This is a genomic window from Polaribacter sp. R77954 (genome assembly GCF_044595335.1).
Taxonomy (GTDB): Bacteria; Bacteroidota; Bacteroidia; order Flavobacteriales; family Flavobacteriaceae; genus Polaribacter.
In genome coordinates this window covers 1,956,624-1,980,009 of sequence record NZ_CP138992.1, presented here as the reverse complement: position 1 = coordinate 1,980,009, position 23,386 = coordinate 1,956,624, and the positions used below count along the sequence as shown (strand labels likewise).

The window sequence follows — 23,386 nt, the reverse complement described above, 5'->3', positions numbered from 1 at the left end:
AGCTTTGTTGCGTTTTATTTAGTTTAAAAGTAAGCAAAAATTAAACAACTTTGTGCCTGCGTATTTTTCCGAAGGAAAAATTTAGCAGCAATAAAGTTTATACTGTGTTGTGCGTAGGCTTTTATTCCTCTTTCTTTAATTCAATTTCTTTCGGATTTTCTGGAAATCCAATTAATTTATTATTGTAAAAATACATTTCAAAATTTTCTCCTTGTTTCCACCATTTTAATATAATACTATCTCCTTTTTTTTCATTCATTCCCATTTCTATTATTTTCAGAGAATCAGTTGGGTTTGGGTTTAATTCATAAATTCCGTAAGTATTTGGATTTTCAGAAATGTCTAATCGTAAATTCCTGTTTTTAATTTTAAAGTGATAATTCGTTTGTGAATAAGGATGATTTTCAATCCAAGAATTCCAAAAAAACGAGAAAATTAAATAACAGACAATTGTGTTTGCAATAAATAAAATCGAAATCCTTTTTTTTACAAAGAATGTAAAAAATCCGATTATAATATTTCCGATAAATATATAAGGTCTGTAAGATTTAGCTGTAAAAGATATAAATGGGTCAGGTTTTATAGTTTCAACCCAATATTTCATTAATAAAATGTCAACCACTAAAATCAAAACTCCAATACCAGTTAATAATTTTATTTCAGATTTAGTTATTTTCAACATTAAATTCCTATAAATTTTTCGTTTTTAAATTTCAAAACATTTGAAGTTAAACACAATTTTTGTTGGTCTGACAGCTTACGCACAACGTGTTTGGCTATGGTTTCGTTGCGTGAAAATCTGCGAGGATTTTCCGCTGAGAACCGAAGATAGCAAATTTGTGAGGACTTTCCGCGAGGAAAGTCAGAAGCAATGAACTATAGCCGGTGTTGTAGCCAGTTATTTTTTTAATTTAATTTTTCCTATATCAAAATCCTCGGGCAAATTTTTAAAGTCTTTTTCTGTAATTATATAATCCCCTTTAAAATCTTCCTCAAATTTTATTTTATACTTTTTGATTGAATACGAAAATCCAACATCAAATAAACCAGCATTTTCAGGATTCAAAGTGTTAGTAGCCGAACTGTAATTACTTAATTCAATTCCTTTTGTTAATTCTTCATTTAGTTCAGCAAATTCTTTTCCTTCTGGCTTGACTCCTCCAATTGTATGAGAATAGCCTCCATTTTCATTATCAGTTTTGTTTGATTCGTTGCCTATTAACTGTTCAAGAATTAAAAATTGTTGACCATCGAATTCTGTGATTCTTAACCAAAGTCCATTTTCCATTGGTAATTTTGGAAGAACATTTACTTCAATAGTTTCTGTTGTGTATTTTTTACCATTAAATTCGAAATTAAAAGGTCCAATTTTGTATTTTTTTGTTTTTTCGAAAATTATTACTCTTTCAAAGTCATCTGATTGCATTCCGAAAAATGAGGTTGAGCGAGTAAATTCCACATTATTTCCTAGTTCTTTTTTGAAATAGTTAGTCAAAAAATCTACGTTAATTGAAAATGTAACGCTTTGTCCAACTCTCGGTTCTGGATTATCAATTTCAATTTTCAGTTTTTCTTGTCCAATACCATTTAAGGAACAAATAATAAATAAAATTAATGTTATTCTTTTCATATGTATCTCGTTTCTTTAATTGGCTACAACGTTCTAGGCTATGTTTTAGTTGCGGTTTAGTTTAGCTAAAAATAAGCAAAAAAAGTCAAACAACTTTGTGCCTGCGTATTTTTCCGAAGGAAAAATAAAGCAGCAATTAAATATAGGCATTGTTGTAAATAGTGCTTTTTATAAGATTTATTATTCATTTTGTTTTCAATTTTGTCCAAATTCAGAGTTTGAGAGAAAATTCCGCAAAGATTTTCAATTCCCCAAGATGCTAAATTCCATTTTTTCATTCACACGCTTTGCTAAGATTCCCACGTTTTGCAATTCCGAGTTTGAGTAAATTCCAACATTTTTAATTCTCAATTTATTCAAAATTCAAGGTTATCGAGAGTCTGTTCAGCAATTTTTTAAATTCCATTTTTAGAGCGTTTCAAAATTCACACAATTTGCTCAAATTCCACCATTTTTAAAACTCCAACTTTCAAGAGTCTGAGTGGATTCACGCATTATTTACAACGTTTATGTGTATTATTTGTTGCGTAAATTTAGCGAAAAAAATAGTTTATTATACTAAAACTTTAGCGTTTCCGAGGTTTTTCGTAAGAAAAACCAGGAAAAGCAATAAATTTTACACGGTGTTATGTTTTGTTGTGATACGTTTGAGTAAGCAAGTTCAGATTCCGTTTTCATTTTTTTTCCTATTTTTAATTTCCTTTTTTGAGCTTTTTTTTATTTCTGTTAAATTCCTTTTTCAGAGTTAATTCTTACGTTTAGATTCCGCTTTGATTTTTAATTCGCGCGATATTTTCCCCAATTATTTTTTTTCCAAAACGTCAAGAATTCCAAAGTAGAGAAAATTCCCGCGTAAAATTTCCGCTTTGATTTGATTTTTTAAAATTCGCGAGAGACTGTTCAGCATTTTTTTCCAGCGTTTAGATTTTCCTGAGCAATAAAACATAACGTTTTGGTATAAGCTTTGTTGAGTTTTAGTTATGCTAAAAGTAAGCAATTTATTAAACAACTTTGTGCCTGCGTATTTTTCCGAAGGAAAAATATAGCAGCAATAAAGTTTATACAGTGTTGGCTACAGTATTTTTTCTTCAACATATTTTTTCTCAATTAAATACTTTATTAGGTCATTCTTAAACGACTCAAATTCAAAATTTTTCAGTTTTGATAGTCTTTTCAAGCATTCAGATTCCGCTAAAATTTCTTCACACACTTTTTTAATTAGTTTGTCTTTTCCCAAGTCACTAATTTGATTAAATTCAATTTTACAGTCTATTTCAGCACAATTATTAGTGTTGAATTCAATTCCATCTAAATTTGAAGTTCTTTCACCAGGTTTATATCTTGGTCTTTTCTTTTTAAAAAACTGGTCAAATTCAGGTTCTACTGTAATTAGTCCAAAATAAAGTTCATTCAGGTCTTTTCCATAATTTTTATTTTCAAAAAATAACTTTAGTTCATTTGACAGATCATTTATCCAGTTATTTTTTTCTTGAGTTAAATTAGTGTATTGTGCTATTCCAAAAGTCAATTTTCGTTCAGTTTTATTGTAGCCAACGTTCTAGGCTATGTTTTAGTTGCGGTTTAGTTTAGCTAAAAATAAGCAAAAAAAGTCAAACAACTTTGTGCCTGCGTATTTTTCCGAAGGAAAAATAAAGCAGCAATTAAATATAGGCATTGTTGTAAATAGTGCTTTTTTTTTAGATTTATAATTCATTTTGTTTTCAATTTTGTCCAAATTCAGAGTTTGAGAGAAAATTCCGCAAAGATTTTCAATTCCACAAGATGCTAAATTCCATTTTTTCATTCACACGTTTTGCTAAGATTCCCACGTTTTGCAATTCCGAGTTTGAGTAAATTCCAACATTTTTAATTCTCAATTTATTCAAAATTCAAGGTTATCGAGAGTCTGTTCAGCAATTTTTAAATTCCATTTTTAGAGCGTTTCAAAATTCACACAATTTGCTCAAATTCCACCATTTTTAAAACTCCAACTTTCAAGAGTCAGAGTGGATTCACGCATTATTTACAACGTGATTGTGTATGGCTCGTTGCGGAAAATCATAGCTGATTTTCCGCCGTAACCGAAAGATAGCAATTTGCAATGAATTCCGATTAGGAATTCAGCCGCAATGAGCTATACACGGTGTTGTAGCACGTTTTTATTTTTCTTTTAGTTCAGTTAGTTTATAATTCAATTCCATTACTTTCATCGTGTCAAGAGGTTGCCATCTTGCAACTACGTGATATTCTCTATTAGTACAATCGTTTCCATCAGGATTTTTTCCTTCAAGTATCCAAGTTGTTCCATCTAATTCGCTTCGGTCAATTGTTACAGGTAAACTCCAAAAACGAGTGTTCTGTAGCAAGGTTTGAAATTCAGTCCATTCTTTTTTTGATAAATCACGTACCGTATTTGAGGTCAACGTGCTATTTTGTCGCTCTATTTGTACGCCTCCAAATTCTTTAAAAACTAATTTGTATGAGTCGGAATCTTTACAAATTCGATAAGTTTTTGAAGATTCCCACATTGAGTTGTAAATCATTAATCGGTAACTTTCATTCAGTTCCGTTTTTAAGTTCGGCTCTTTTATTTTAGACAAATAATTATTCCACCATTTTTGTCCGCTTGAGTCAGATTCCACTTTTGAAATAATACTATCATTTGTCTTAATCACTAAAGGGTCAATTCCGCAATCAACTTTGCTTTTACAACTGATGGTTAGTGTTAAAATCGAAATGATAATTATTATTCTATGCATTTTCTCAAATGTGCTACAACGTTGTTGTGTAAGGTTTGTTGCGTAAATTTAGCTAAAAATAACTAATAATTACAGACTTTTACGCTTGCGAGGTTTTTCGCCAGAAAAATCTTAAAAAGCAATAAATTTTACACGGTGTTGTAATTTCGTTGTTTAACAGTTTTGCGAGATTTCAAATTTATTCAACTTTTGATTCCTTTTCAGTTTCAAACATTTTAATTCTATTTGGTTTATATTTATTATACTCTCCCAAGTTAATCTCATTATTTTTTGGATTTTCAGAAGAATAAATAATTTCAAATTCTTTTCCTACACAACCATAAATTCCGTTCTCACATTTAAAGGGATAAACTCTTTGTTCTCCATAGTAATTTTTGTTTCCCACTTTAAAGGTATATTTAACGTAATTTTTAGCTCCTACATAAAAATATTCCGTTATTTTTCCATTTGTATGAATTCCCAATTCAGATAATTCTTTTTCTCTTGAGAATCCATAAATTACTATTGATATAATAATAGTAAATATAACAATAATTCCAATTTTATCTTTATTCATATTATTTCAGCAGGTAGTTTTTCTGTCAATGAATTACAACGTTTTGGTATAAGCTTTGTTGCGTTTTGTTATGCTAAAAGTAAGCAAATTATTGAACAACTTTGTGCCTGCGTATTTTTCCGAAGGAAAAATTTAGCAGCAATAAAGTTTATACAGTGTTGGCAGTAGTAATTTTATTCATTTTCCCACTTATTCAACAATTCTTTTAATTCAATTATATCTTTTCTTATTTCGTTGTCATTTACAGTTTTCAAAGCTAAATCATTATGTTTTTTAGATTCATTGTAATTGTCAAGTTTGTAAAATGCATTCGCAATGTTATAATTAAAAATTCCTGTTTTTTCAATATTTTTCTCAATACTCAAACCTTTTTTCCAAATTTCTATTGCTTTTTCTTGTTCAGTAGATTTATTCAAAGCAACTCCATAACTCATATAAGTCAAAGTATTTGTTTTATTGAACTTCAGAGATTTTTCAAAATATTCATAAGACTTTTTAAAATTCCCAAAATTTGCTTCAATACTTCCTAAAGAATTCAAAATTGAAGAATTTTCAGGTTCTCTTAAAAGTGATTTATTAAAATACTTTTTCGCTTTTTTCAGGTTTTTATTTCTCAATTCAGTTATTCCTAAATTGTAATTTAAAATTGATAACGAATCTTTAAATTCAAAACTACTTTTCTCAACCAAATGAGCGTCTCCACCAATTCTATTCAGAAGGTTTTCAGGTTTTTTCTTACAGCTTATTGTAAATATTAAAATAGATATAAATAGTATTTTCTTTATCAAATTAATTTCGGTTTTACGTTCAGTTTTTATTACTGCCAACGGTCTCGTATAACCGTCAGTTACGGGATTAAAGTTAATGATTTTCGGTTTAGCACTGACGTTAGCAATTCCGAGTGGATTCGGACGCAGTCGAATCCGCCGTAATTGCGGTTATACATTGTTGTAACACGTTTTTATTTTATTTCACAGTTCCGCAAATAATTCCCGAGTAATTCAGTCAAATTCTCTTTTTCTTCGAGTTTGTAATATTCATCATCTAATCGGTCGAGTTCTTGTTCTATTTCTTCATTTTCCCAATATTTATTCTGGGTTATGAATTTAAACAAGTCAGTTTGCGGTTCTTTATGCTTATTTAATATTTCGATTGCACTTTTTAAAAGTCCAAAAGTCAATTCAGCTCCAATTTTTTTCAGTCCATTTAGCGTTTCCTTTGCAAAAATTCCATAATCATTGTCAAAATACTGTTCAAATCCACCATTCATTACTTGCATATTCAAAACTCCAATTCCATACGTATATCGAACAGGTTCTGATAATTCAAAAACTGTGTCGTACCATATTTTAGTTTGACTCCAATCATTGATTTTTTCATTCAGATATTTTCCTGCAATATCATAGTAGACATAGTCAATTAATTCTTCGTTTGTCAATGTTTCTTGGGTTTTCATCAAATGTGTTACAACGTTGTTGTGTAGGAAAAGTTGCGGGTTTAAGCACTAAAGTTAGTAAATAAAACACAAACCAAGAAAATCCGAGAGGATTTTCGCAAGTAAGCTAAAACAAGCAATTTTTTTTACACGGTGTTGTAAGTAGTTTTTTATTCATTTTGATATTCAATTTTCAATACTTTTATTGATTTTAATAATTCTTTAAAGACAGGATAATTTTCATTCAGATCACTTTCAGTCCTTGAAGAAATAATAGTCATTATAGCAAATTCATTTAGATCTAAATATGCTAAATATTCAAAACTTTCATAATTTCCTCCTCCAAAGTATTTTATAATTCCACCAAATTTTTCAAGTTCTATTTTTTCTTTAGTTTTAATTTCAATTCCCTCATAATTTTCTTTAAATGTTTTTGTATCATATGAGATTAAATCATTCAAATTACTTTGATTTTCCATTTTTAAACTTGCAAATTTTAGATACATAACTGTTTTTGCATTTTGCCAAGTTTCACCATTTTTGTAAAATACCGCATTAATTCCGCTTTCAGAGCCTGATTCACAATCTAAAATCCAACCTTTAGGAGCTTTAATTATAATTCCCTTATTTCCGTATTTTATGATTGAACAATTTAGTTTTTCCTGTGAAAAACTAAAATAGTTTACAAGTAGTAAGATTATAATGACAATTTTTTTCATAATTATTGCCAATTTTCCTTCTTTTTTTGAGTTGAGTGAGTAATTACTTACAACGTTGTTGTGTAAGATTTGTTGCGTAAATTTAGCTAAAAATAACTAATAACTACAGGCTCTTACGCTTGCGAGGTTTTTCGCCAGAAAAACCTTAAAAAGCAATAAAATTTACACAGTGTTACCCAACGTTTTTTATTCATTATCTATTTCTCTGTAAATATCATTAATTGATTTGTTATGTGATTCTTTCAGGTATTCATAGACTAACTTATTGTAGCATTCAAATTTTGATTGTATCATACAACCCATTCCAAACATTTCAATGTTGTATTTATTTTCTAATATTTGATGTAATTCAACATCATAACCAATTCCAAAATAAAAGTATTTTATTTCTTTGTTTTGCAAATCTTTCACAAATCGTTTTTCCATTCCTACACAAGTTTCTATTTCAGAATATACAGCATATAATTCATTAGCTTGAGCATTTGCATAAATCCCAGGAAAAATATATAAATTCAAAGCTAAAGTTATTCCAAATATTCCAAACATAATTTTGATTAACAGCATTCTCCAATTTTTATTAAAAAAGTATATTCCAAAACAAAGAATTCCAATTCCTAAAAATCTTTTAGCATATTTTAATTCAGTAGAATCAAAACTGGTCTCTGTTAATTCATTGTAGTCGTTGTAAATAGTTAATGTAAATGCTAAAATGAATATAATCAGTAGTATATATTTCGTTCTGTATTTCAACTTATGAGTGGTTAATGTTGGGTAACGTTTATGTGTATTATTTGTTGCGTAAATTTAGCGAAAAAAATAGTTTATTAAACTAAAACTTTAGCGTTTCCGAGGTTTTTCGTAAGAAAAACCAGAAAAAGCAATAAATTTTACACGGTGTTATGTTTTGTTGTGATACGTTTGAGTAAGTAAGTTCAGATTCCGTTTTCATTTTTTTTCCTATTTTTAATTTCCTTTTTTGAGCTTTTTTTTATTTCTGTTAAATTCCTTTTTCAGAGTTAATTGTTACGTTTAGATTCTGCTTTGATTTTTAATTCGCGCGATATTTTCCCCAATTAATTTTTTCCCAAAACGTCAAGAATTCCAAAGTAGAGAAAATTCCCGCGTAAAATTTCCGCTTTGATTTGATTTTTTAAAATTCGCGAGAGAGTGTTCAGCATTTTTTTCCTGCGTTTAGATTTTCCTGAGCAATAAAACATAACGTGGTTGTATATGGTTTGTTGCGTGTTTTAAGCAACCAATTTAGTAAATAATTACCGACCAAGAAAGTCCGCGAGGACTTTCGTAAGTAGGCGAGAAGCCAGCAATAAATTATATACGGTGTTACCTGCTGGCTTTTATTTTTTCAAATTCCGTTTTTAATTCCGTTTTATATTTTTCAACTTCTTTTGATGAATAAGAACAACAAAATCCGTCTTGTATTTTCCAAGTTCTAAATTTATAATTCCGACCATTTGATTCAAATTCAGATTCTGTCATTCGAGTAAATCCTTTTTCGGTTTCGTCAGAGTTTAAATATATTCCAGAATCCAATTTCATATCGGTTTCACGAAGGTTTTGATTAAAGTCAGAAGACGTTAATAAAATTCCGCTCTTTGGGATGTCTATTTTTTTATTCCAAGTCAAAGCTGATATGGACAAGTCTTTCGAGTTTTCAACTCCATAAATTATTGTCACATAACTTTTGTTAAATTCCGTTGGAATAATGAGTGTTTTAGTCCGATTGAACTTATAGTTGTAAACTACCACTACAAGTAGTAATAAAGCTAATTCAGTCAGAAATAATTTTTTGTAATTCTTAAGCCATTTTTTTAATCCAAAGTCAACTACAAAAAGTAAAATTCCGATTACAATTAATGCTATCACAGCAAAAAATCCCCAACCTAAATTTCTTTCCTTAATTACAATGAATATCGCATAAATTATAGACAATATTGATAAAATCAGGAAAGGTGTTATTTTTTTCAGCTTGTTGTTCATTCAGCTTGCAGGTAACGTTGTTGTATAAAGAAAGTTGCGTTTTTTGTGTGCGAGGAATTTCCGAAGGAAATTCAGAAGCAGCAAAAAATGCAACTAACTTTGGTTAAGCACTAATTTAGCAATTTTTTTTATACGTTGTTGTGTGTAGGCTTTTTTTTTGTATTTCAATTTTGGATTCTTAGTATTCCATTCGTAAATAATTGTTTCTTGAGTTTTTTCTAATGATAAAAAGTATCTTAATTCTTTCAATACTTTTCTGTCGATTTCATATTTTCCATTACTTTCAAATATTTTTCCTTCAAAGCTCATTTTACAAGAAACTCCTTTTCCTTTATTATCAAAATGAAAATGTGGTTTATTTTCAATAAAATGATCATTACTATAAATATTAAAAGTGTAACCAAATTTAGATTTCCATTCTTTTACTTTTTCAAGACCTAAATATCTAATTCCAGCTTTATGATTTTCAATTGTTAGCCCTTTTTCAAAAGATAACTTTAGGTCATCAAATGCAGAATTCAAATTAATTGGACTTATAATTTTTTCCTTTTTAACAATTTTCTTGTAAAAAATTATAAATATTAAAGTTAATAAAGCAAGGAAATAAGTTAAACCCAGAAATATATCATATTGAAGGCACAAGTCAGTTCCAGTTATATTAGAAATACATTCTCCAAATTCTGTTTCATATTTTAAACTAACTAAAGTATCTATAGACAAATAGTAGAAAAAAGGTATTCCAATTATCAAGATAATTAGAAATATAATGTATACATTTTTTTTCAATAGAGTTCAGTTTTTAGCTTACACACAACGTGATTGTATATGGTTTGTTGCGTGGTTTGGCACGTAATTTAGCAAATATAAACCGAATAGAAAATCCGCGAGGATTTTCGTAAGTAGGCTAGAACTAGCAATAAATTATATACGGTGTTCTACACCGTTTTTTACGTGATGTTATTTCCATATCTTATTTTTTAATATTTCCGCAATTCGTTCAGTATTTTGATTCTCAAGATGTACAAGGTTTTCTTCTTTGATAAAATGTCTTAAATCTTTATAACGGAAACCTTGAATTCCACCTTTAGAGTCTTTTTTGAAATCTGTTATATAAAATTCATCTTCTGGAAGTATGTAATATTTTAGACCTGACTGCGATTCTCCATAATTTAATAATGCTAATTCCAATCGCTCTATTTGTCTATCCGTATGATTTTTAGTTTTCACAGAGAGAGTTTTGCTTGGGAAATCATAATCTGCTTCTATTACGTTTTCAACTTTTGAAAATGAACGTACAGATTTTGATTTGTAAAGTCCGAAATACGAAAATTCTTGTTTGTGCCAGTTAATTGGACAAAAATACATTTTGTGCTTTAGATTCCATTCATATGACCAGCCTGTTGGAACAAATAGAAGTTTATATGCACTATCATTTACTAATCTTTCTTCATAGCAGTAATCTCTAAAGTCCTCGTAAAGTAATTTTAACTCATAGTCGTGAACATTCTCTTCGTAAATTTCCTCTAAATTTTCTATTAGATTTAAAAACAGTAAGTTGTTAAATTCAATCGGTATTTCCGGATATTCTTTCTTTAATTTGTCGTTTATGATTTCAACTTCTTCATCTGAATAGCAATTAGAACTTAAATGCCATAATTGGTTTTGTACACCTTTCTTAAAAACAGCTCCATATTTAGTTAGTTTTTTTATTAATTCTCGTTGAGATAATTTTGTTTCAATAACTATTTTGGAAGCTTTAACTTCAATAAATCCATCAATTATTCCACGATTGGAACCAACTTGTTGTAAAAAATTTGCTTGTGGTTCGTAGGATTGTCCTCCATCAGATAATTTTTCGATTATGCTTTTATAATATTCCACTTTCAAATCGTTCAGCCTCGAAAGCATTAACAATATGTTGTTGGTTACAGTATTTTCTTTTTGAGAGTATTTTTGAAACTGACTTATTCTCATATTTGGCTGAATTTCATAATGTTTTCGATGTTTGGTTTAAATGGTGTAGAACGTTGTTGTGTATGATTTCGTTGCGTGTTTCAGCAACTAATTTAGCAAATACAAACCGAATAGAAAATCCGCGAGGATTTTCGTAAGTAGGCGAGTACTAGCAATGAATTATACACGGTGTTGTGCGTTCGTTATTTTTTTTCATATTCCTCTGACCAAACTTTCTCAAGTTCATTATAGATATTCAAAATTTGTTCAGATATTTTATTATTTAAGTCAATCATTTCTTTTTTATACATTGAAACTGCTAGGTCAAAAACTCGTTTTATTTGATAATTCAAATTCTTGTCTTTTAGTTTGTGATTTTCGTCTCTGAAACCCAAATCTAACATTTCAATTATTTTTAAATCCTCAGATTTATATCTTTTTTGATGCGCAATTTCATTTCTAATTTCTCTATAATCATTTATAGTTTCATTTAGATTCACAAGTACCTCAAATAAAACAGAATTCCGATTCTTTATTACAGGTGCATATTTTCCTTCTTTACCTTTGTAATCAACTAGAAAATTATTTGGTTTACATTTTTCTGGTCTTATTTTTAAGTCAAAAGATAAACTTGTCAAAATCAATATTCTATCTAAAATACCTGTTGTTCTCAATAAGTGGGCCTCAATATGGTAAATTATGTGGTCAAAACGAGATATATTATTTTTCTTTAAATTTTCTGTTAATCTGAAATTTGATATGAAATAACTCGATTGTCTTAGTTGTTCAATTGACGTTTCAACTTCTCCCAATGCTAGAAAGCCATTAATAACAAAATCTTCTTTTTCAGTTGTTTTTGGTCTAGTAAAATCATCTTTTAGAATGTTTTCAACAGGTAACTTTTGAATAATCTTATGAGCAGATTTTCTTAATACTTCTTTAAAATTGTTTTCTTTCAAGGGTTTTGGGTTAATGACGCACAACGTTGTTGTATAAGCTTTGTTGCGTTGTTTAAGCAATGAATTTACTAAATAAAACACGAACGGCGAAATTCCGAAGGAATTTCCCAAGTGAGCCAAAACCAGCAATAAAGTTTATACGGTGTTACCAACAGTTATTTTTTTATTTTCAGTATTTTGATTGTTATAATCCTTTATAATTTCTTTCAAAATTTTCGAATCTTTTTTAAATGTTTTTTCGAATTTCCCCCAATTCGTTAAGGTCAATTTTTTTGGCATTTCAACGATTCCAATTATCGAATCCCAAAAAGCATCCCAATTATTTCCATAAAATTCAGGGAAGTAAAGTCTTTCCGAAAAAGTGTCGTGAAAATCTTTAATACTCACAATTTTCCCAAGGTCAATAGTTTTTATTTCAGGGTTTAGTAATTCGTTAAGTTCTTGTTCAACGTCTTCTAAAATTCGGTTTTTATACCATTCGACAGGTTCAAGTTGTTTTTTCAAAACGTCAGAATTCCATTGATTATATTCAGTTTCTATTGGACAATTATCAAGTACGCTTTCATAACCTATTGCAAGACCAATTGTCAGAAATGGTCTTTTAATTTTTTCTTCTTGTTCAAGATATAATTCTCTTAATTTTCGAGTTGCCAAAACAATTTCAATTTTACCAGATTTAATCTTTTTAAGTAATTCAATTGTTCTCCATTTTTCATATTCTTTCCAGTCAAAATGTTTCTTAACAATCGATTTTATAAAATTCTTGGTTTCTCTACTTTTAAAATTAAAAGCTAATAAATCATTATAATCGTCTTCTTGAATTATATTTTCAAGCTCTTTGTTTTTATAAACCCAACTTTCAAATAATTCCAATGAAATGTCATCGTTTAGGAATTGATAAAACTTGATTCTATTCGGATTTATGTTGGTCATTCTAATTGTTGGTAACGTTGTTGTATATGGTTTGTTGCGTGTTTTAAGCAACTAATTTAGTAAATAATTAAGGACAAAGAAAGTCCGCGAGGACTTTCGTAAGTAGGCAATAAGCAAGCAATAAATTATATACGGTGTTGTGCGTAGGCTTTTTCTTTCCTAATTACCAATTTATTAAATTATTTTCAATATCAAATCCAGAAGCTTCAACTCTTCCAGTTTCTGTAAATTCGTGTTTTCCATTATCATTTTCTGATACAGTCAATTCGTTTCTGATAATATGTGTAAGTTCAAGGTTGTTTTCAAAAACATAATCTGAATTTATAGCAAAATTAATTCCTTGTCCACCAAAAGGAACACTTGGGTAGTAAATTCCGTCTGCTTTTCCTTCTGAATGAGCAAGAGCTACATTGCAATAAGCAGTTGTTATTATATAAGTTTTAGGGTCATTTTTTGCAGATTTTCGAAATTTATCAAATAGAAATTTATAGAATAGAATTGTTGCTCCTCTTATTTCAGGATCTGTTTGTTCAAGAAAAGTTTCCATAACAGTTCCGTGTTCTTTGTCATATTCTGAAACTCTGTTTTCTTTGTCTGGTGTAGTTATAATAATTCCAACCAAAGGTTTTTTTAATTGCCAACGTCCGATTGTAACATAAACTTTGTCTCCAAAATCTTTTGTGTCAGACCAATATTCTACTAATTCAGCATATGAAGTTGGTCTATTCTCTGAACAGTAGAATTTTGATTGATTCGGACGATTACATCTTGCAAAATTTTTCACAAATTGATTTGGTGTAATTGAAATGTCTGATATTAATTGGAAAAAATCATTTGTTTCGTGAGTTCGTGTTCTAAAAAAAATTGATTTTTCAAGAATTTCATATTGTAAAACAGGAAGACTTCCGATTGTTAAATATGCAAGAACAGCTTTTTCATATGCATATTCATTTTCGGGATTTATTGCTTCTAATAATGCAATAGCTTTTTCTACTTTCTCAACTGTCATTTTTTAGTTCGGATTTTTTTTAGCTTCTGACTAACGTAAAATTATTTTACTGTTAATCAATAAGTTATGCATTTTCATTTTTCTCTTAATTTTTGATCAATTCACTAATTTTTACGTTAGCCAACGTACTTAAGAATTTTTGGTTTCTATGGGGGATTACGCACAACGTTGTTGTATATGGTTTGTTGCGTGGTTTAGCACGTAATTTAGCAAATAAAAACCGAATAGAAAATCCGCGAGGATTTTCGTAAGTAGGCAAGAACTAGCAATAAATTATATACGGTGTTACCACACGTTTTTATTTTATTTTTTCAATTGGTATTTCCAATAAATCTCCATCCCAATGAACTTCATTTTTGTCAAATTGTTCTTTCGTAAAAGCTTTTAATTTCTTTTCAGGTTTTAAGTATTCTCCAAAAGATTTTATGTCAATCAATTCATTAAAAGTCAGTTTGGTTCGAACAATCTCAAAGTCAGTATTCGGAAATTTGCGCCCATATTGTAATTCGTCAAAATATTGTCCTTGCAAAAACAATGTCTCGTTATCCGAAATTTTTATATAAAATCCAGAACCCAAGTCATAGGTTTGCTTTCGCTTAAATACTTTGTCCGTTTGTATTTTCAGAACTTGCGCTTTTCCATTTTTTAATTCGTTATTCACTTTTTTATTCCAGCCTATTTCTCCGTTTTTATTCATCCAATAAATTACAGTTCCTATTGAAATTATAAGTAAAGGAATTAAAATCAGAAGTTGCGTTTCAGACGAGACTTTACCAATAAATTTATCATAAAGTAATAAAGGTGCGAGAAGAACAAATGTTATTCCAATAAACTTTAGTCCAAAATTTTCAAAATGGTCCCAAAGCGAGTTTTTCCTGCTTTTCAACAGTTTAATTTCTTCTGTATTGTATGGACGTTCGATTTTTCTCAAATGTGTGGTAACGTTTATGTGTATTATTTGTTGCGTAAATTTAGCGAAAAAAATAGTTTATTAAACAAAAACTTTAGCGTTTCCGAGGTTTTTCGTAAGAAAAATCAGGAAAAGCAATAAATTTTACACGGTGTTATGTTTTGTTGTGATACGTTTGAGTAAGCAAGTTCAGATTCCGTTTTCATTTTTTTTCCTATTTTTAATTTCCTTTTTTGAGCTTTTTTTTATTTCTGTTAAATTCCTTTTTCAGAGTTAATTCTTACGTTTAGATTCCGCTTTGATTTTTAATTCGCGCGATATTTTCCCCAATTATTTTTTTCCCAAAACGTCAAGAATTCCAAAGTAGAGAAAATTCCCGCGTAAAATTTCCGCTTTGATTTGATTTTTTAAAATTCGCGAGAGACTATTCAGCATTTTTTTCCAGCGTTTAGATTTTCCTGAGCAATAAAACATAACGTTGTTGTGTAAGAAAAGTTGCGTTGTTTAAGCAATAAAGTTAGTAAATAAAACACGAACCTAGAAAATCCGCTAGGATTTTCGTAAGTAGGCTTTTACCAGCAATTTTTTTTACACGGTGTTGGCAAATCGTTTTTTTATTTCAAATCTTAATTCTTATAAATTTAATTCATAAAGATTAGATTTCTTAAGTTCCTTTTTATGATATTTTCCAAATTCTCCAGGAACTTTTTTAAAGTTTAAATTTTTCAAAATATTCTCTGATTTTATATTTTCCAAGTCAACAAAAGCTTGAACTTTCGAAATTTTCATTTTTTTCATAAATTCTAAAACTGCAATTATAGAATTTGTCATTAGTCCTCTTCCTTGTTGAGTTTTTTTTAACCAATATGTAATTGTCCATTCTTCAGAACCAGTATTTGCTAAAGGAGAATCCAATACAATATAACCAACAGCATATTTATCTTCAGCACTTCTTATGCATAACATTAATCCTTCTTTAAAAATTGGTTTTCCTAAAATTCCAACTACTTTTTTCATTGCGTCTTTTGGAGATTCTGGATAAACATCTGGTAAAAATCTTTTAATTTCAGAATCTTGACTAACTCCATAATACCATTCTGCTTCGTATTCGATTGCTTTATCTACTAAATGAGTTATTATAACGTGTTCATTTAAATTAATAAACGGAGGTTTTTTAAATATTTCAGAATATGCTTTTATATCTTTTTCATATTTCATGTTTTTTTAAGTTTTTTAGAATTTCAGATTTTGAGTGAGTAATGTTTGCCAACGTTGTTGTGTAATGAAAGTTGCGTGGTTTAAGCAATAAAGTTAGTAAATAAAACACAAACCAAAAAAATCCGCGAGGATTTTCGTAAGTAGGCTTTTACTAGCAATTTTTTTTACACGGTGTTGTATACAGTTATTTAATTAATGAAAACTATAATTCCATAGAAAAAAGAAGCTAATAAAAGACAAAATATCTGATTTTTATGTGCTTTCCAAGTAAGTTCACCTAATACATTAGCATTCTTTCTTAATTCTTCAAATCTTGATTTTATTAATTCAGACTCTAATTCCTTTTGAGAAATTAAATTAGTAGTTCTAATTACTGTTCTATAGAATATTTTTAATCTACTTTCTTTAGAAATATCAATTATTAAATTATCGCTTATATTCTTGGTATTACCATTTAACTTAAAATATTTCATTCTAATAAATGTTAGATGTCTAGTTAATCTAAAGTCATATAATCTGCTTAAAATTGATATGAAACCAAAGCATACAGAGAAAAAAATTAGTATAAAACTTATAAAATAAATAGTTAATAAAAAACTGAATTCACCATTAAAGTCGTTTTTAGGAAACTTTTCATTGTTTGTAACTAAATAAATTAAATAAGAAACTCCTAATGTAGTGAATAAATTAATAGAATAACCTAATTGACTAATGGCTTTGTCTGTCCATCTGGTATTTCTTTCAGTATAATCTTTCAGTTTAATTTGCCTTTTGCTCTCTGTCATTAATCGATTATTTTGCTTAATTTATAACCTTCTTTAAAAACTACAATTTGTTCATTAAATAACGTATCTATTGATTTTATAGTATAATGTAAATCATATTTGGATTCATTATTGCATTCCATAACTCCTTTTAAACAAGAGTAAATTTTATTATCCTCAATATAATATTTAAAAGTTGAATAATCTACATTTACTGAATTGCTTCCAGATATGTGATAAAATTCATCATTGCCAAAAATATAGATGTTTTTCAATTCTCTTTTTGGTTCAATAAGATTATATAATCCAGAGATAGTTTTATGCTTTGGGGCTGTTTTTTTTATCTCTTTACAAGAAATAAAAACTATTAAAATAGATAGTAACTTTTTCATTTTCGTTTAATTGTATACAACGTTTATGTGTATTATTTGTTGCGTAAATTTAGCTAAAAAAATAGTTTATTATACTAAAACTTTAGCGTTTCCGAGGTTTTTCGTAAGAAAAACCCTATAAAGCAATAAATTTTACACGGTGTTATGTTTTGTTGCGATACGTTTGAGTAAGCAAGTTCAGATTCCGTTTTCAATTTTTTCACGTTTTTTTAATTTCCTTTTTTGAGCTTTTTTTATTTATTTTAATTGCTGTTAAATTCCTTTTTTTGAAAGTTAATTTTTACGTTTCGATTCCGTTTTGATTTGTAATTCGCTCGATATTTTTCCTTAATTAATTTTTTCACAAAACGTCAAGAATTCCAAAGTAGAGAAAATTCCCGCGTAAAATTTTCGCTCTGATTTGACTTTTTAAAAATTCGCGAGAGAGTGTTCAGCATTTTTTTCATGCGTTTAGATTTTCCTGAGCAATAAAACATAACGTTGTTGTGTAAGGAAAGTTGCGTGGTTTAAGCACTAAAGTTAGTAAATAAAGCACTAACCAAGAAAATCCGCGAGGATTTTCGCAAGTTGGCTTTTACTAGCAATTTTTTTTACACGGTGTTGTAGCTAGTTATTTTCCTTTCTCCATTTTAATTCTTTTTCAATATAACTTTCTATTAAATCTAAATATCCAATTTTCACAACATTTGATTTGATTGGATATTGTTCTTTCAATCCTTCAGAGAACAATCCATAATAAAATTCAATTTCAAGCGAGTCTTTTTTCGTGATTTTACTTTCGTGATTAAAAATTAAATTTTCTTTATCTAAAAATAATTTTTCTCCAAATAGTAAGTCATTATTCTTATTGTCACTAATATTATTTATGTAATTTATTTCATTGAGAACTTCTTTATAGCTATAATCTTTTTCAAATTTTTCATACGGATTAATTGAACATAATCCCAAACCATTACTGCAACCAAAACTTAAATTAATTTTTTCAATATTATTTTTTGTATTCAAAACTCGTGATCTATTTCCCATAAAGACAATTTGTTCTACATTATTCAAAAAAATATTTCCCTCTCTGTAGAACATAAAGTAATCTGGTATTATAGAGTTATTTTTAATAGAGAAATTAAAAATTCCGTCTTCTTTTTTTGTAATTATAAATTCAGTTTTTTTTAAGTCAATATTTTTTTTAAAGATAAAATAAGAAGAATTTAATCCTCTCAAAATGTACAAGTCAAAAAGTGTAAATACAGAAATAAAAATAACTGTATAAATTAATATTTTTTTCAACTTGCTTTTTTTCATTCTTAAGTTCTGATTTTTAATTAGCTACAACGTGTTTGTACAAGGTTAGTTGCGTGGTTTAGCTATAAAGTTAGTAAATAATTACTGACAAAGAAAATCCGCGAGGATTTTCGTAAGTAGGCAAAAAGCAAGCAATTAATTTTGTACGGTGTTGTGGCACGTATTTTATTTTTTTCGGTATGCAGTCATTTCCATCGGTCCAGTAGGGATTGCATAAAGTTTTAATAATTCAGTCGTAACTTCTTTAATTGGGATTGAACCATTTCTTTTTCCATCATAATACATTGAAACGAAAAAAGTCGAGTCAATTTTTTCAATTATTTTCTTTTCACCTTCTTTTCTCTTAAATAGTTCTAAAGTTTCCTTGTCCCAGAGTTCTTTGTTAAAAATAAATTCAGTTTCACGTTCATTTTCGACTATTACGAAATTCAGTTTTTCAATATCTTCTATTTTCAGAGTTGTGATTGTCGGTTCAAGTCGATAAAAGTCGCACTCAAAAACGGCATCTTCATCATTTGATTTTCCATCTATAAATAATTTCAAATGTTTTTCATTAACAACTTTATATTCGGCAAATTTCTTCTTTTCCGTAGTTACAATTTGATTATCCAATACTTTAAGATTCATCATTGTTTTTTCAAGTGATAAATCTGTATAAAATTTCACAATTGAATCTTTAATTTCTAACAATTGAAATCCAGGATATCCTTTTTTGTTATTTCCTGTGTCAACTTCTTTAAGTAACCATTTTCCGTTCAAATTTTGTCTATTTACTGAATTAAAAATTATTGTTAAAAATATGAATAATATTCCTGCTCTCATATGTGCCACAACGTTTATGTGTATAATTTGTTGCGTAAATTTAGCGAAAAAAATAGTTTATTATACTAAAACTTTAGCGTTTCCGAGGTTTTTCGTAAGAAAAACCATAAAAAGCAATAAATTTTACACGGTGTTATGTTTTGTTGTGATACGTTTGAGTAAGTAAGTTCAGATTCCGTTTTCATTTTTTTTCCTATTTTTAATTTCCTTTTTTGAGCTTTTTTTATTCATTATTTCTGTTAAATTCCTTTTTCAGAGTTAATTGTTACGTTTAGATTCTGCTTTGCTTTTTAATTCGCGCGATATTTTCCCCAATTAATTTTTTCCCAAAACGTCAAGAATTCCAAAGTAGAGAAAATTCCCGCGTAAAATTTCCGCTTTGATTTGATTTTTTAAAATTCGCGAGAGAGTGTTCAGCATTTTTTTCCTGCGTTTAGATTTTCCTGAGCAATAAAACATAACGTTGTTGTATAAGCTTTGTTGCGTTGTTTAAGCAGTGAATTTACTAAATAAAACACGAACGGCAGAAAATCCGAAGGATTTTCCCAAGTGAGCTAAAAACAGCAATAAAGTTTATACGGTGTTGGCATTTCGTTGTTTTTATTTCGACTTATTCTTATTCGGCTTAATTCAGTTTTTTTTGTTTTCCAGCGTATGAGTGAATTCGATTTGCCTTTTATTCCTCAAACTTTTTCAATTCAGATTGAGAGAGCAATTCTGCTTCTTGCTAAATTCCGCATTCAATTTAGGTTTTGCTTTTCAGTTCAGTTTAAGATTCCTCAAACAAACTAAAATTCCGACTTAATTTTATTCATTATTTAGTCAGATCTAGATTTTTTGTTTTCCTTATTTTCAGTAATAAGTATTTTTATAAAAGCAGCAATAAGTACAAAAATAGAACCTAAAAATAACCAAAAACTAAGTGGTTTAGTACTCATATTTGAAAAACCAAAATTCAATATGTTTAAAACCATAGCTATGATAACTAATATTAATCCTAAATTTCTTTTAATCATATTTTCTACATTTTGAGTGCGTTCCGCCAATGAATGCCAACGTGTTTTTGTATGGTTTGTTGCGGGGTTAAACAATAAAGCTAATAAATATTAACTAACCAAGAAAATCCGAGAGGATTTTCGCAAGTAAGCTATTTGCAAGCAATAAATTATACAAGGTGTTGTAACACGTTTTATTTTTTGTTTTCGTGATAATTCGGATTTGATTCAAATTCTCCTGTTATTTCACCACTTTCATTTACTTTCCAAGCACCCTTTATAAATTTAGCAGGAACTTCTTCTTTTCCTTCATATTCTTTATCTAAAACATAAACCCATCCATTTGGATGTTTTTTAGCTTCTTTTATTAATTCAAGTGATATTTTCCTGTTTTTCATTCTATTATTTCTGTCTTTCTAAAGTTTAATAAACTCTAATTTTTCACTTACTTTATTTCATAGTAAAAACCAACAGGCTAAAATAATTCCAATAAATGTTAAGATTCCTATCCCTGTGATAATATTTTCTTTTCTTTTTTCTTTCTGAATTCGCTCTCTTATGTTTTTTTTGATTTGATTCAGCTCTTTTTCAGAAATCTTATCAGGTGTTTTTTTATTTTTAATTCCTTTCGGACTTATTTTTCTTGATAATTTTAATGATTTGGTTTTAGCTCTTCTAGCAGAAAGTAAATTTTTATTATTTTCAAGCTTTCTGCTCAAGTCTATCAAGTGACCAAGTCCCATTCCCATAATTAATTATTTTACTTGAGGTTTATTTTTCTCACAAATGTGTTACAACGTTTTAGGCTATGTTTTAGTTGCGGTTTTGTTTAGCTAAAAGTAAGCAAAAAAATCAAACAACTACGTGCCTGCGTATTTTTCCGAAGGAAAAATACATTAGCAATTAAATATAGCCATTGTTGTAAATAGTGCTTTTTTTTCAATTAATAATTCAGTTTGTTTTTCATTTCATTCAAATTTTGTTTTCAATAGTAAATTCCGCAAAGATTTTCAATTCCACAAGTAGCTAAATTCCAGTTTTTTATTCACACGTTTTGCTATGATTCCAACGTTTTACAATTCCGATTTTGAGTAAATTCCAACATTTTTATTTCTCATTTTATTCAAAATTCAACGTTAGCGAGAGTCTGTTCAGCAATTTTAAAATTCCATTTTTTGAACGTTTCAAAATTCACACATTTTGCTCAAATTCCACCATTTTTAAAACTCCAACTTTCACGAGTTTGAGTGGTTTCACGCATTATTTACAACGTTGTTGTATATGGTTTGTTGCGTGTTTCAAGCAACTAATTTAGTAAATAATTACCGACCAAGAAAGTCCGCGAGGACTTTCGCAAGTAGGCAAGAAGCCAGCAATAAATTATATACGGTGTTGTAAAACGTTATTTCTTTTCAGATTTTAATTTTATATGATTCAATACTCTTTTATGTATTCTGTGAATTATAAAGTCAGACCAAGTTTTCCAGTAAATTTCTGGTGTAATATCTACTTTATACCAAGTTGTTCCTTCTAATTCAGTTTTGTTTTCTCCAATTTTCGTTAACTTAAATTGACCTTTATATGACTTAAAATAACCATCTAAATGTGGTGGATGAATTTCCCAAAATGGATTAAATTCATTCATAGGAATTGGCTGTTCCTTTACGTCAAATTGTAATAAATTCGGTTCGTTCCAAGTTGTTATTGGTTCGATGAAACTTCCAGTTGTAAAATTACAATATCTTACTGCTCCAACTCCAGTTCCTTTAATTGTAGCATCTGTTGGATATGAAATTCCAGTTTTAAAAATCCAGTCTGTTGGTTCTTCTATTTTTTCGAAAGTCACGACATTTTTCCAAACACTTTCAATATTTGAATTTACTATTACAGTTGTTCTTACTGGAATTAAATTTTCAGGTTCATTTATATAGTCAAAACTCATTGAGCCGATGCAAATAATAAAAAGTCCAATTGTTGTATTTGTCGGATTTATCCATTTTCCAAAATTGGCTTTAAATCCAATGTAAGAACCAAGCCAAACTAACAAAGCAATTAAAGGTAAAGACATTGCAATACAAATCATTCCTTCGATTGCAAAAATTAAAAGCCCAATTAAAACAATTCCAAGCGTTATAAAACTCAAATTGTAACTCTCTTTTTTGCTTATTTTCGATAATTTTCCATTAATATATGGTGGAAGAAATCCAATTATGAATGGAATTACAAGAAATACAGTCCAGCCATATTCTTTAAAAACTCCAATTTCTATATATCCTAAAATCGCTGAAACAATTAAAGTGATTAAAATTGAAAATAATTTTGGATTTTTCTTCATTTATGGATTTTCGTTTTTAATGTTTTACAACGTGTTTGTGTATGATTTCGTTGCGTGTTTCAGCAACTAATTTAGCAAATACAAACCGAATAGAAAATCCGCGAGGATTTTCGTAAGTAAGCTTGTACTAGCAATGAATTATACACGGTGTTGGCATTTCGTTGTTTTTATTCCGCTATATTTTTAGTTCTTATCTTATTTCAGATATAGTTCTTTAAAATACTCAATGTGTTTTCCTGGAATTATCATTTTCCAAATATCTTTTTTAGGAATTACATTTTTGTCAGACAGTCTTTTTCCATCTATATAAGTTCTAAAAATTAATAAATAGAAAAATAAAAGTCCCACAAAATATGTGGAATTTATAGATTCGGTTTTGTTCAGCCAAATTATAATTGCAAGTGGCGTTAAAATTGTCAAGTAATAAATAAAGATGTTTTTCATATTCTACTTTTTAGTTTTCAATTCCGATTGAGTGAGCAATTCCGCAATATGCTAAATTCCGAATTCAATTCGGGTTTTGGTTTTCAATTCAGTTTTCAATTCCACAAACGAGTTAAATTCAGATGTTGAATTTATGTTCATTCGGATTTTTTATATTCTTTATGTTCAATTCAGTCAGATTTGAGTCATTCTCATATTTTTCAATTTCCGATTTAATGTCTTTTAAATTACTCATAATTGTCATTTTTAACGGTTC

The 23,386-nt window shown here is 28.5% G+C and carries 28 protein-coding genes; all 28 read right to left on the bottom strand.

Going from position 1 to position 23,386, the window contains the following annotated elements:
• Positions 1-121: 121 nt before the first annotated feature.
• Positions 122-682, bottom strand: coding sequence for a hypothetical protein (locus tag SJY27_RS08475; RefSeq protein WP_397447831.1), 561 nt, complete (start codon positions 680-682; stop codon positions 122-124).
• A 216-nt stretch (positions 683-898) separates the two neighbouring features.
• On the bottom strand, positions 899-1,630 hold the full coding sequence (locus SJY27_RS08470; RefSeq protein ID WP_397447830.1) for a hypothetical protein: 732 nt from the start codon (positions 1,628-1,630) through the stop codon (positions 899-901).
• Between the two features lie 65 nt (positions 1,631-1,695).
• Positions 1,696-1,908, bottom strand: a complete 213-nt coding sequence (locus SJY27_RS08465; protein ID WP_397447761.1) for a hypothetical protein — start codon at positions 1,906-1,908, stop codon at positions 1,696-1,698.
• A 794-nt stretch (positions 1,909-2,702) separates the two neighbouring features.
• On the bottom strand, positions 2,703-3,158 hold the full coding sequence (locus tag SJY27_RS08460; protein ID WP_397447829.1) for a hypothetical protein: 456 nt from the start codon (positions 3,156-3,158) through the stop codon (positions 2,703-2,705).
• A 42-nt stretch (positions 3,159-3,200) separates the two neighbouring features.
• Entirely contained in the window at positions 3,201-3,434 is a 234-nt protein-coding gene (locus tag SJY27_RS08455; protein ID WP_397447828.1) for a hypothetical protein, read from the bottom strand.
• A 355-nt stretch (positions 3,435-3,789) separates the two neighbouring features.
• On the bottom strand, positions 3,790-4,389 hold the full coding sequence (locus SJY27_RS08450) for a hypothetical protein (RefSeq protein WP_397447827.1): 600 nt from the start codon (positions 4,387-4,389) through the stop codon (positions 3,790-3,792).
• 178 nt (positions 4,390-4,567) lie between these two features.
• Positions 4,568-4,945 carry a hypothetical protein gene (locus tag SJY27_RS08445; RefSeq protein ID WP_397447826.1) on the bottom strand — a complete coding sequence of 126 codons (378 nt, stop codon included), beginning with the start codon at positions 4,943-4,945 and terminating at the stop codon, positions 4,568-4,570.
• A 173-nt stretch (positions 4,946-5,118) separates the two neighbouring features.
• Positions 5,119-5,772, bottom strand: a complete 654-nt coding sequence (locus SJY27_RS08440) for a tetratricopeptide repeat protein (RefSeq protein ID WP_397447825.1) — start codon at positions 5,770-5,772, stop codon at positions 5,119-5,121.
• A 134-nt stretch (positions 5,773-5,906) separates the two neighbouring features.
• Complete coding sequence (locus tag SJY27_RS08435) at positions 5,907-6,401, bottom strand: DUF4375 domain-containing protein (RefSeq protein WP_397447824.1); 495 nt, start codon at positions 6,399-6,401, stop codon at positions 5,907-5,909.
• A 149-nt stretch (positions 6,402-6,550) separates the two neighbouring features.
• On the bottom strand, positions 6,551-7,099 hold the full coding sequence (locus SJY27_RS08430; RefSeq protein ID WP_397447823.1) for a hypothetical protein: 549 nt from the start codon (positions 7,097-7,099) through the stop codon (positions 6,551-6,553).
• Between the two features lie 186 nt (positions 7,100-7,285).
• Positions 7,286-7,645 carry a hypothetical protein gene (locus tag SJY27_RS08425; protein ID WP_397447822.1) on the bottom strand — a complete coding sequence of 120 codons (360 nt, stop codon included), beginning with the start codon at positions 7,643-7,645 and terminating at the stop codon, positions 7,286-7,288.
• A 795-nt stretch (positions 7,646-8,440) separates the two neighbouring features.
• Positions 8,441-9,097, bottom strand: a complete 657-nt coding sequence (locus tag SJY27_RS08420; RefSeq protein WP_397447821.1) for a hypothetical protein — start codon at positions 9,095-9,097, stop codon at positions 8,441-8,443.
• 93 nt (positions 9,098-9,190) lie between these two features.
• Positions 9,191-9,883, bottom strand: a complete 693-nt coding sequence (locus SJY27_RS08415; RefSeq protein WP_397447820.1) for a DUF4160 domain-containing protein — start codon at positions 9,881-9,883, stop codon at positions 9,191-9,193.
• A gap of 171 nt (positions 9,884-10,054) precedes the next feature.
• Positions 10,055-11,071, bottom strand: coding sequence for a hypothetical protein (locus SJY27_RS08410; RefSeq protein WP_397447819.1), 1,017 nt, complete (start codon positions 11,069-11,071; stop codon positions 10,055-10,057).
• A gap of 182 nt (positions 11,072-11,253) precedes the next feature.
• Entirely contained in the window at positions 11,254-12,009 is a 756-nt protein-coding gene (locus SJY27_RS08405) for a Cthe_2314 family HEPN domain-containing protein (RefSeq protein WP_397447818.1), read from the bottom strand.
• Positions 12,010-12,144: 135 nt separating this feature from the next.
• Complete coding sequence (locus SJY27_RS08400) at positions 12,145-12,942, bottom strand: barstar family protein (RefSeq protein WP_397447817.1); 798 nt, start codon at positions 12,940-12,942, stop codon at positions 12,145-12,147.
• Positions 12,943-13,105: 163 nt separating this feature from the next.
• Complete coding sequence (locus SJY27_RS08395) at positions 13,106-13,951, bottom strand: hypothetical protein (protein ID WP_397447816.1); 846 nt, start codon at positions 13,949-13,951, stop codon at positions 13,106-13,108.
• A 298-nt stretch (positions 13,952-14,249) separates the two neighbouring features.
• Positions 14,250-14,882, bottom strand: coding sequence for a hypothetical protein (locus SJY27_RS08390; RefSeq protein WP_397447815.1), 633 nt, complete (start codon positions 14,880-14,882; stop codon positions 14,250-14,252).
• A 612-nt stretch (positions 14,883-15,494) separates the two neighbouring features.
• On the bottom strand, positions 15,495-16,079 hold the full coding sequence (locus SJY27_RS08385) for a GNAT family N-acetyltransferase (protein ID WP_397447814.1): 585 nt from the start codon (positions 16,077-16,079) through the stop codon (positions 15,495-15,497).
• A gap of 188 nt (positions 16,080-16,267) precedes the next feature.
• Complete coding sequence (locus SJY27_RS08380) at positions 16,268-16,864, bottom strand: hypothetical protein (protein ID WP_397447813.1); 597 nt, start codon at positions 16,862-16,864, stop codon at positions 16,268-16,270.
• On the bottom strand, positions 16,864-17,235 hold the full coding sequence (locus SJY27_RS08375) for a hypothetical protein (protein WP_397447812.1): 372 nt from the start codon (positions 17,233-17,235) through the stop codon (positions 16,864-16,866). Before SJY27_RS08375 ends, SJY27_RS08380 begins: the two co-directional genes overlap by 1 nt.
• A gap of 606 nt (positions 17,236-17,841) precedes the next feature.
• Positions 17,842-18,534: a hypothetical protein gene (locus tag SJY27_RS08370; RefSeq protein ID WP_397447811.1), complete on the bottom strand. Its 693-nt coding sequence runs from the start codon at positions 18,532-18,534 to the stop codon at positions 17,842-17,844.
• 165 nt (positions 18,535-18,699) lie between these two features.
• Positions 18,700-19,356 carry a hypothetical protein gene (locus SJY27_RS08365; protein ID WP_397447810.1) on the bottom strand — a complete coding sequence of 219 codons (657 nt, stop codon included), beginning with the start codon at positions 19,354-19,356 and terminating at the stop codon, positions 18,700-18,702.
• Between the two features lie 818 nt (positions 19,357-20,174).
• Positions 20,175-20,372, bottom strand: a complete 198-nt coding sequence (locus tag SJY27_RS08360; protein WP_397447809.1) for a hypothetical protein — start codon at positions 20,370-20,372, stop codon at positions 20,175-20,177.
• 173 nt (positions 20,373-20,545) lie between these two features.
• Positions 20,546-20,749, bottom strand: coding sequence for a hypothetical protein (locus SJY27_RS08355; protein ID WP_397447808.1), 204 nt, complete (start codon positions 20,747-20,749; stop codon positions 20,546-20,548).
• A 57-nt stretch (positions 20,750-20,806) separates the two neighbouring features.
• Positions 20,807-21,100, bottom strand: a complete 294-nt coding sequence (locus SJY27_RS08350; protein ID WP_397447807.1) for a hypothetical protein — start codon at positions 21,098-21,100, stop codon at positions 20,807-20,809.
• Between the two features lie 653 nt (positions 21,101-21,753).
• Positions 21,754-22,686 carry a hypothetical protein gene (locus SJY27_RS08345; protein WP_397447806.1) on the bottom strand — a complete coding sequence of 311 codons (933 nt, stop codon included), beginning with the start codon at positions 22,684-22,686 and terminating at the stop codon, positions 21,754-21,756.
• A gap of 195 nt (positions 22,687-22,881) precedes the next feature.
• The gene (locus tag SJY27_RS08340) at positions 22,882-23,130 is read right to left on the bottom strand and encodes a hypothetical protein (RefSeq protein ID WP_027127313.1); all 249 of its coding nucleotides are present in this window, start codon (positions 23,128-23,130) and stop codon (positions 22,882-22,884) included.
• Between the last annotated feature and the right edge of the window lie 256 nt (positions 23,131-23,386).

Excerpts from the sequence above, each read along its gene's own strand:
- SJY27_RS08345 (WP_397447806.1), bottom strand. The coding sequence starts at position 22,686 with ATGAAGAAAAATCCAAAATTATTTTCAATTTTAATCACTTTAATTGTT.
- SJY27_RS08445 (WP_397447826.1), bottom strand. The coding sequence starts at position 4,945 with ATGAATAAAGATAAAATTGGAATTATTGTTATATTTACTATTATTATA.
- SJY27_RS08365 (WP_397447810.1), bottom strand. The coding sequence starts at position 19,356 with ATGAGAGCAGGAATATTATTCATATTTTTAACAATAATTTTTAATTCA.
- SJY27_RS08465 (WP_397447761.1), bottom strand. The coding sequence starts at position 1,908 with ATGAAAAAATGGAATTTAGCATCTTGGGGAATTGAAAATCTTTGCGGA.
- SJY27_RS08375 (WP_397447812.1), bottom strand. The coding sequence starts at position 17,235 with ATGAAAAAGTTACTATCTATTTTAATAGTTTTTATTTCTTGTAAAGAG.
- SJY27_RS08475 (WP_397447831.1), bottom strand. The coding sequence starts at position 682 with ATGTTGAAAATAACTAAATCTGAAATAAAATTATTAACTGGTATTGGA.
- SJY27_RS08395 (WP_397447816.1), bottom strand. The coding sequence starts at position 13,951 with ATGACAGTTGAGAAAGTAGAAAAAGCTATTGCATTATTAGAAGCAATA.
- SJY27_RS08385 (WP_397447814.1), bottom strand. The coding sequence starts at position 16,079 with ATGAAATATGAAAAAGATATAAAAGCATATTCTGAAATATTTAAAAAA.
- SJY27_RS08360 (WP_397447809.1), bottom strand. The coding sequence starts at position 20,372 with ATGATTAAAAGAAATTTAGGATTAATATTAGTTATCATAGCTATGGTT.
- SJY27_RS08410 (WP_397447819.1), bottom strand. The coding sequence starts at position 11,071 with ATGAGAATAAGTCAGTTTCAAAAATACTCTCAAAAAGAAAATACTGTA.
- SJY27_RS08435 (WP_397447824.1), bottom strand. The coding sequence starts at position 6,401 with ATGAAAACCCAAGAAACATTGACAAACGAAGAATTAATTGACTATGTC.
- SJY27_RS08430 (WP_397447823.1), bottom strand. The coding sequence starts at position 7,099 with ATGAAAAAAATTGTCATTATAATCTTACTACTTGTAAACTATTTTAGT.
- SJY27_RS08400 (WP_397447817.1), bottom strand. The coding sequence starts at position 12,942 with ATGACCAACATAAATCCGAATAGAATCAAGTTTTATCAATTCCTAAAC.
- SJY27_RS08425 (WP_397447822.1), bottom strand. The coding sequence starts at position 7,645 with ATGTTTGGAATATTTGGAATAACTTTAGCTTTGAATTTATATATTTTT.
- SJY27_RS08470 (WP_397447830.1), bottom strand. The coding sequence starts at position 1,630 with ATGAAAAGAATAACATTAATTTTATTTATTATTTGTTCCTTAAATGGT.
- SJY27_RS08350 (WP_397447807.1), bottom strand. The coding sequence starts at position 21,100 with ATGGGAATGGGACTTGGTCACTTGATAGACTTGAGCAGAAAGCTTGAA.
- SJY27_RS08450 (WP_397447827.1), bottom strand. The coding sequence starts at position 4,389 with ATGCATAGAATAATAATTATCATTTCGATTTTAACACTAACCATCAGT.
- SJY27_RS08370 (WP_397447811.1), bottom strand. The coding sequence starts at position 18,534 with ATGAAAAAAAGCAAGTTGAAAAAAATATTAATTTATACAGTTATTTTT.
- SJY27_RS08340 (WP_027127313.1), bottom strand. The coding sequence starts at position 23,130 with ATGAAAAACATCTTTATTTATTACTTGACAATTTTAACGCCACTTGCA.
- SJY27_RS08455 (WP_397447828.1), bottom strand. The coding sequence starts at position 3,434 with ATGAAAAAATGGAATTTAGCATCTTGTGGAATTGAAAATCTTTGCGGA.
- SJY27_RS08380 (WP_397447813.1), bottom strand. The coding sequence starts at position 16,864 with ATGACAGAGAGCAAAAGGCAAATTAAACTGAAAGATTATACTGAAAGA.
- SJY27_RS08420 (WP_397447821.1), bottom strand. The coding sequence starts at position 9,097 with ATGAACAACAAGCTGAAAAAAATAACACCTTTCCTGATTTTATCAATA.
- SJY27_RS08355 (WP_397447808.1), bottom strand. The coding sequence starts at position 20,749 with ATGAAAAACAGGAAAATATCACTTGAATTAATAAAAGAAGCTAAAAAA.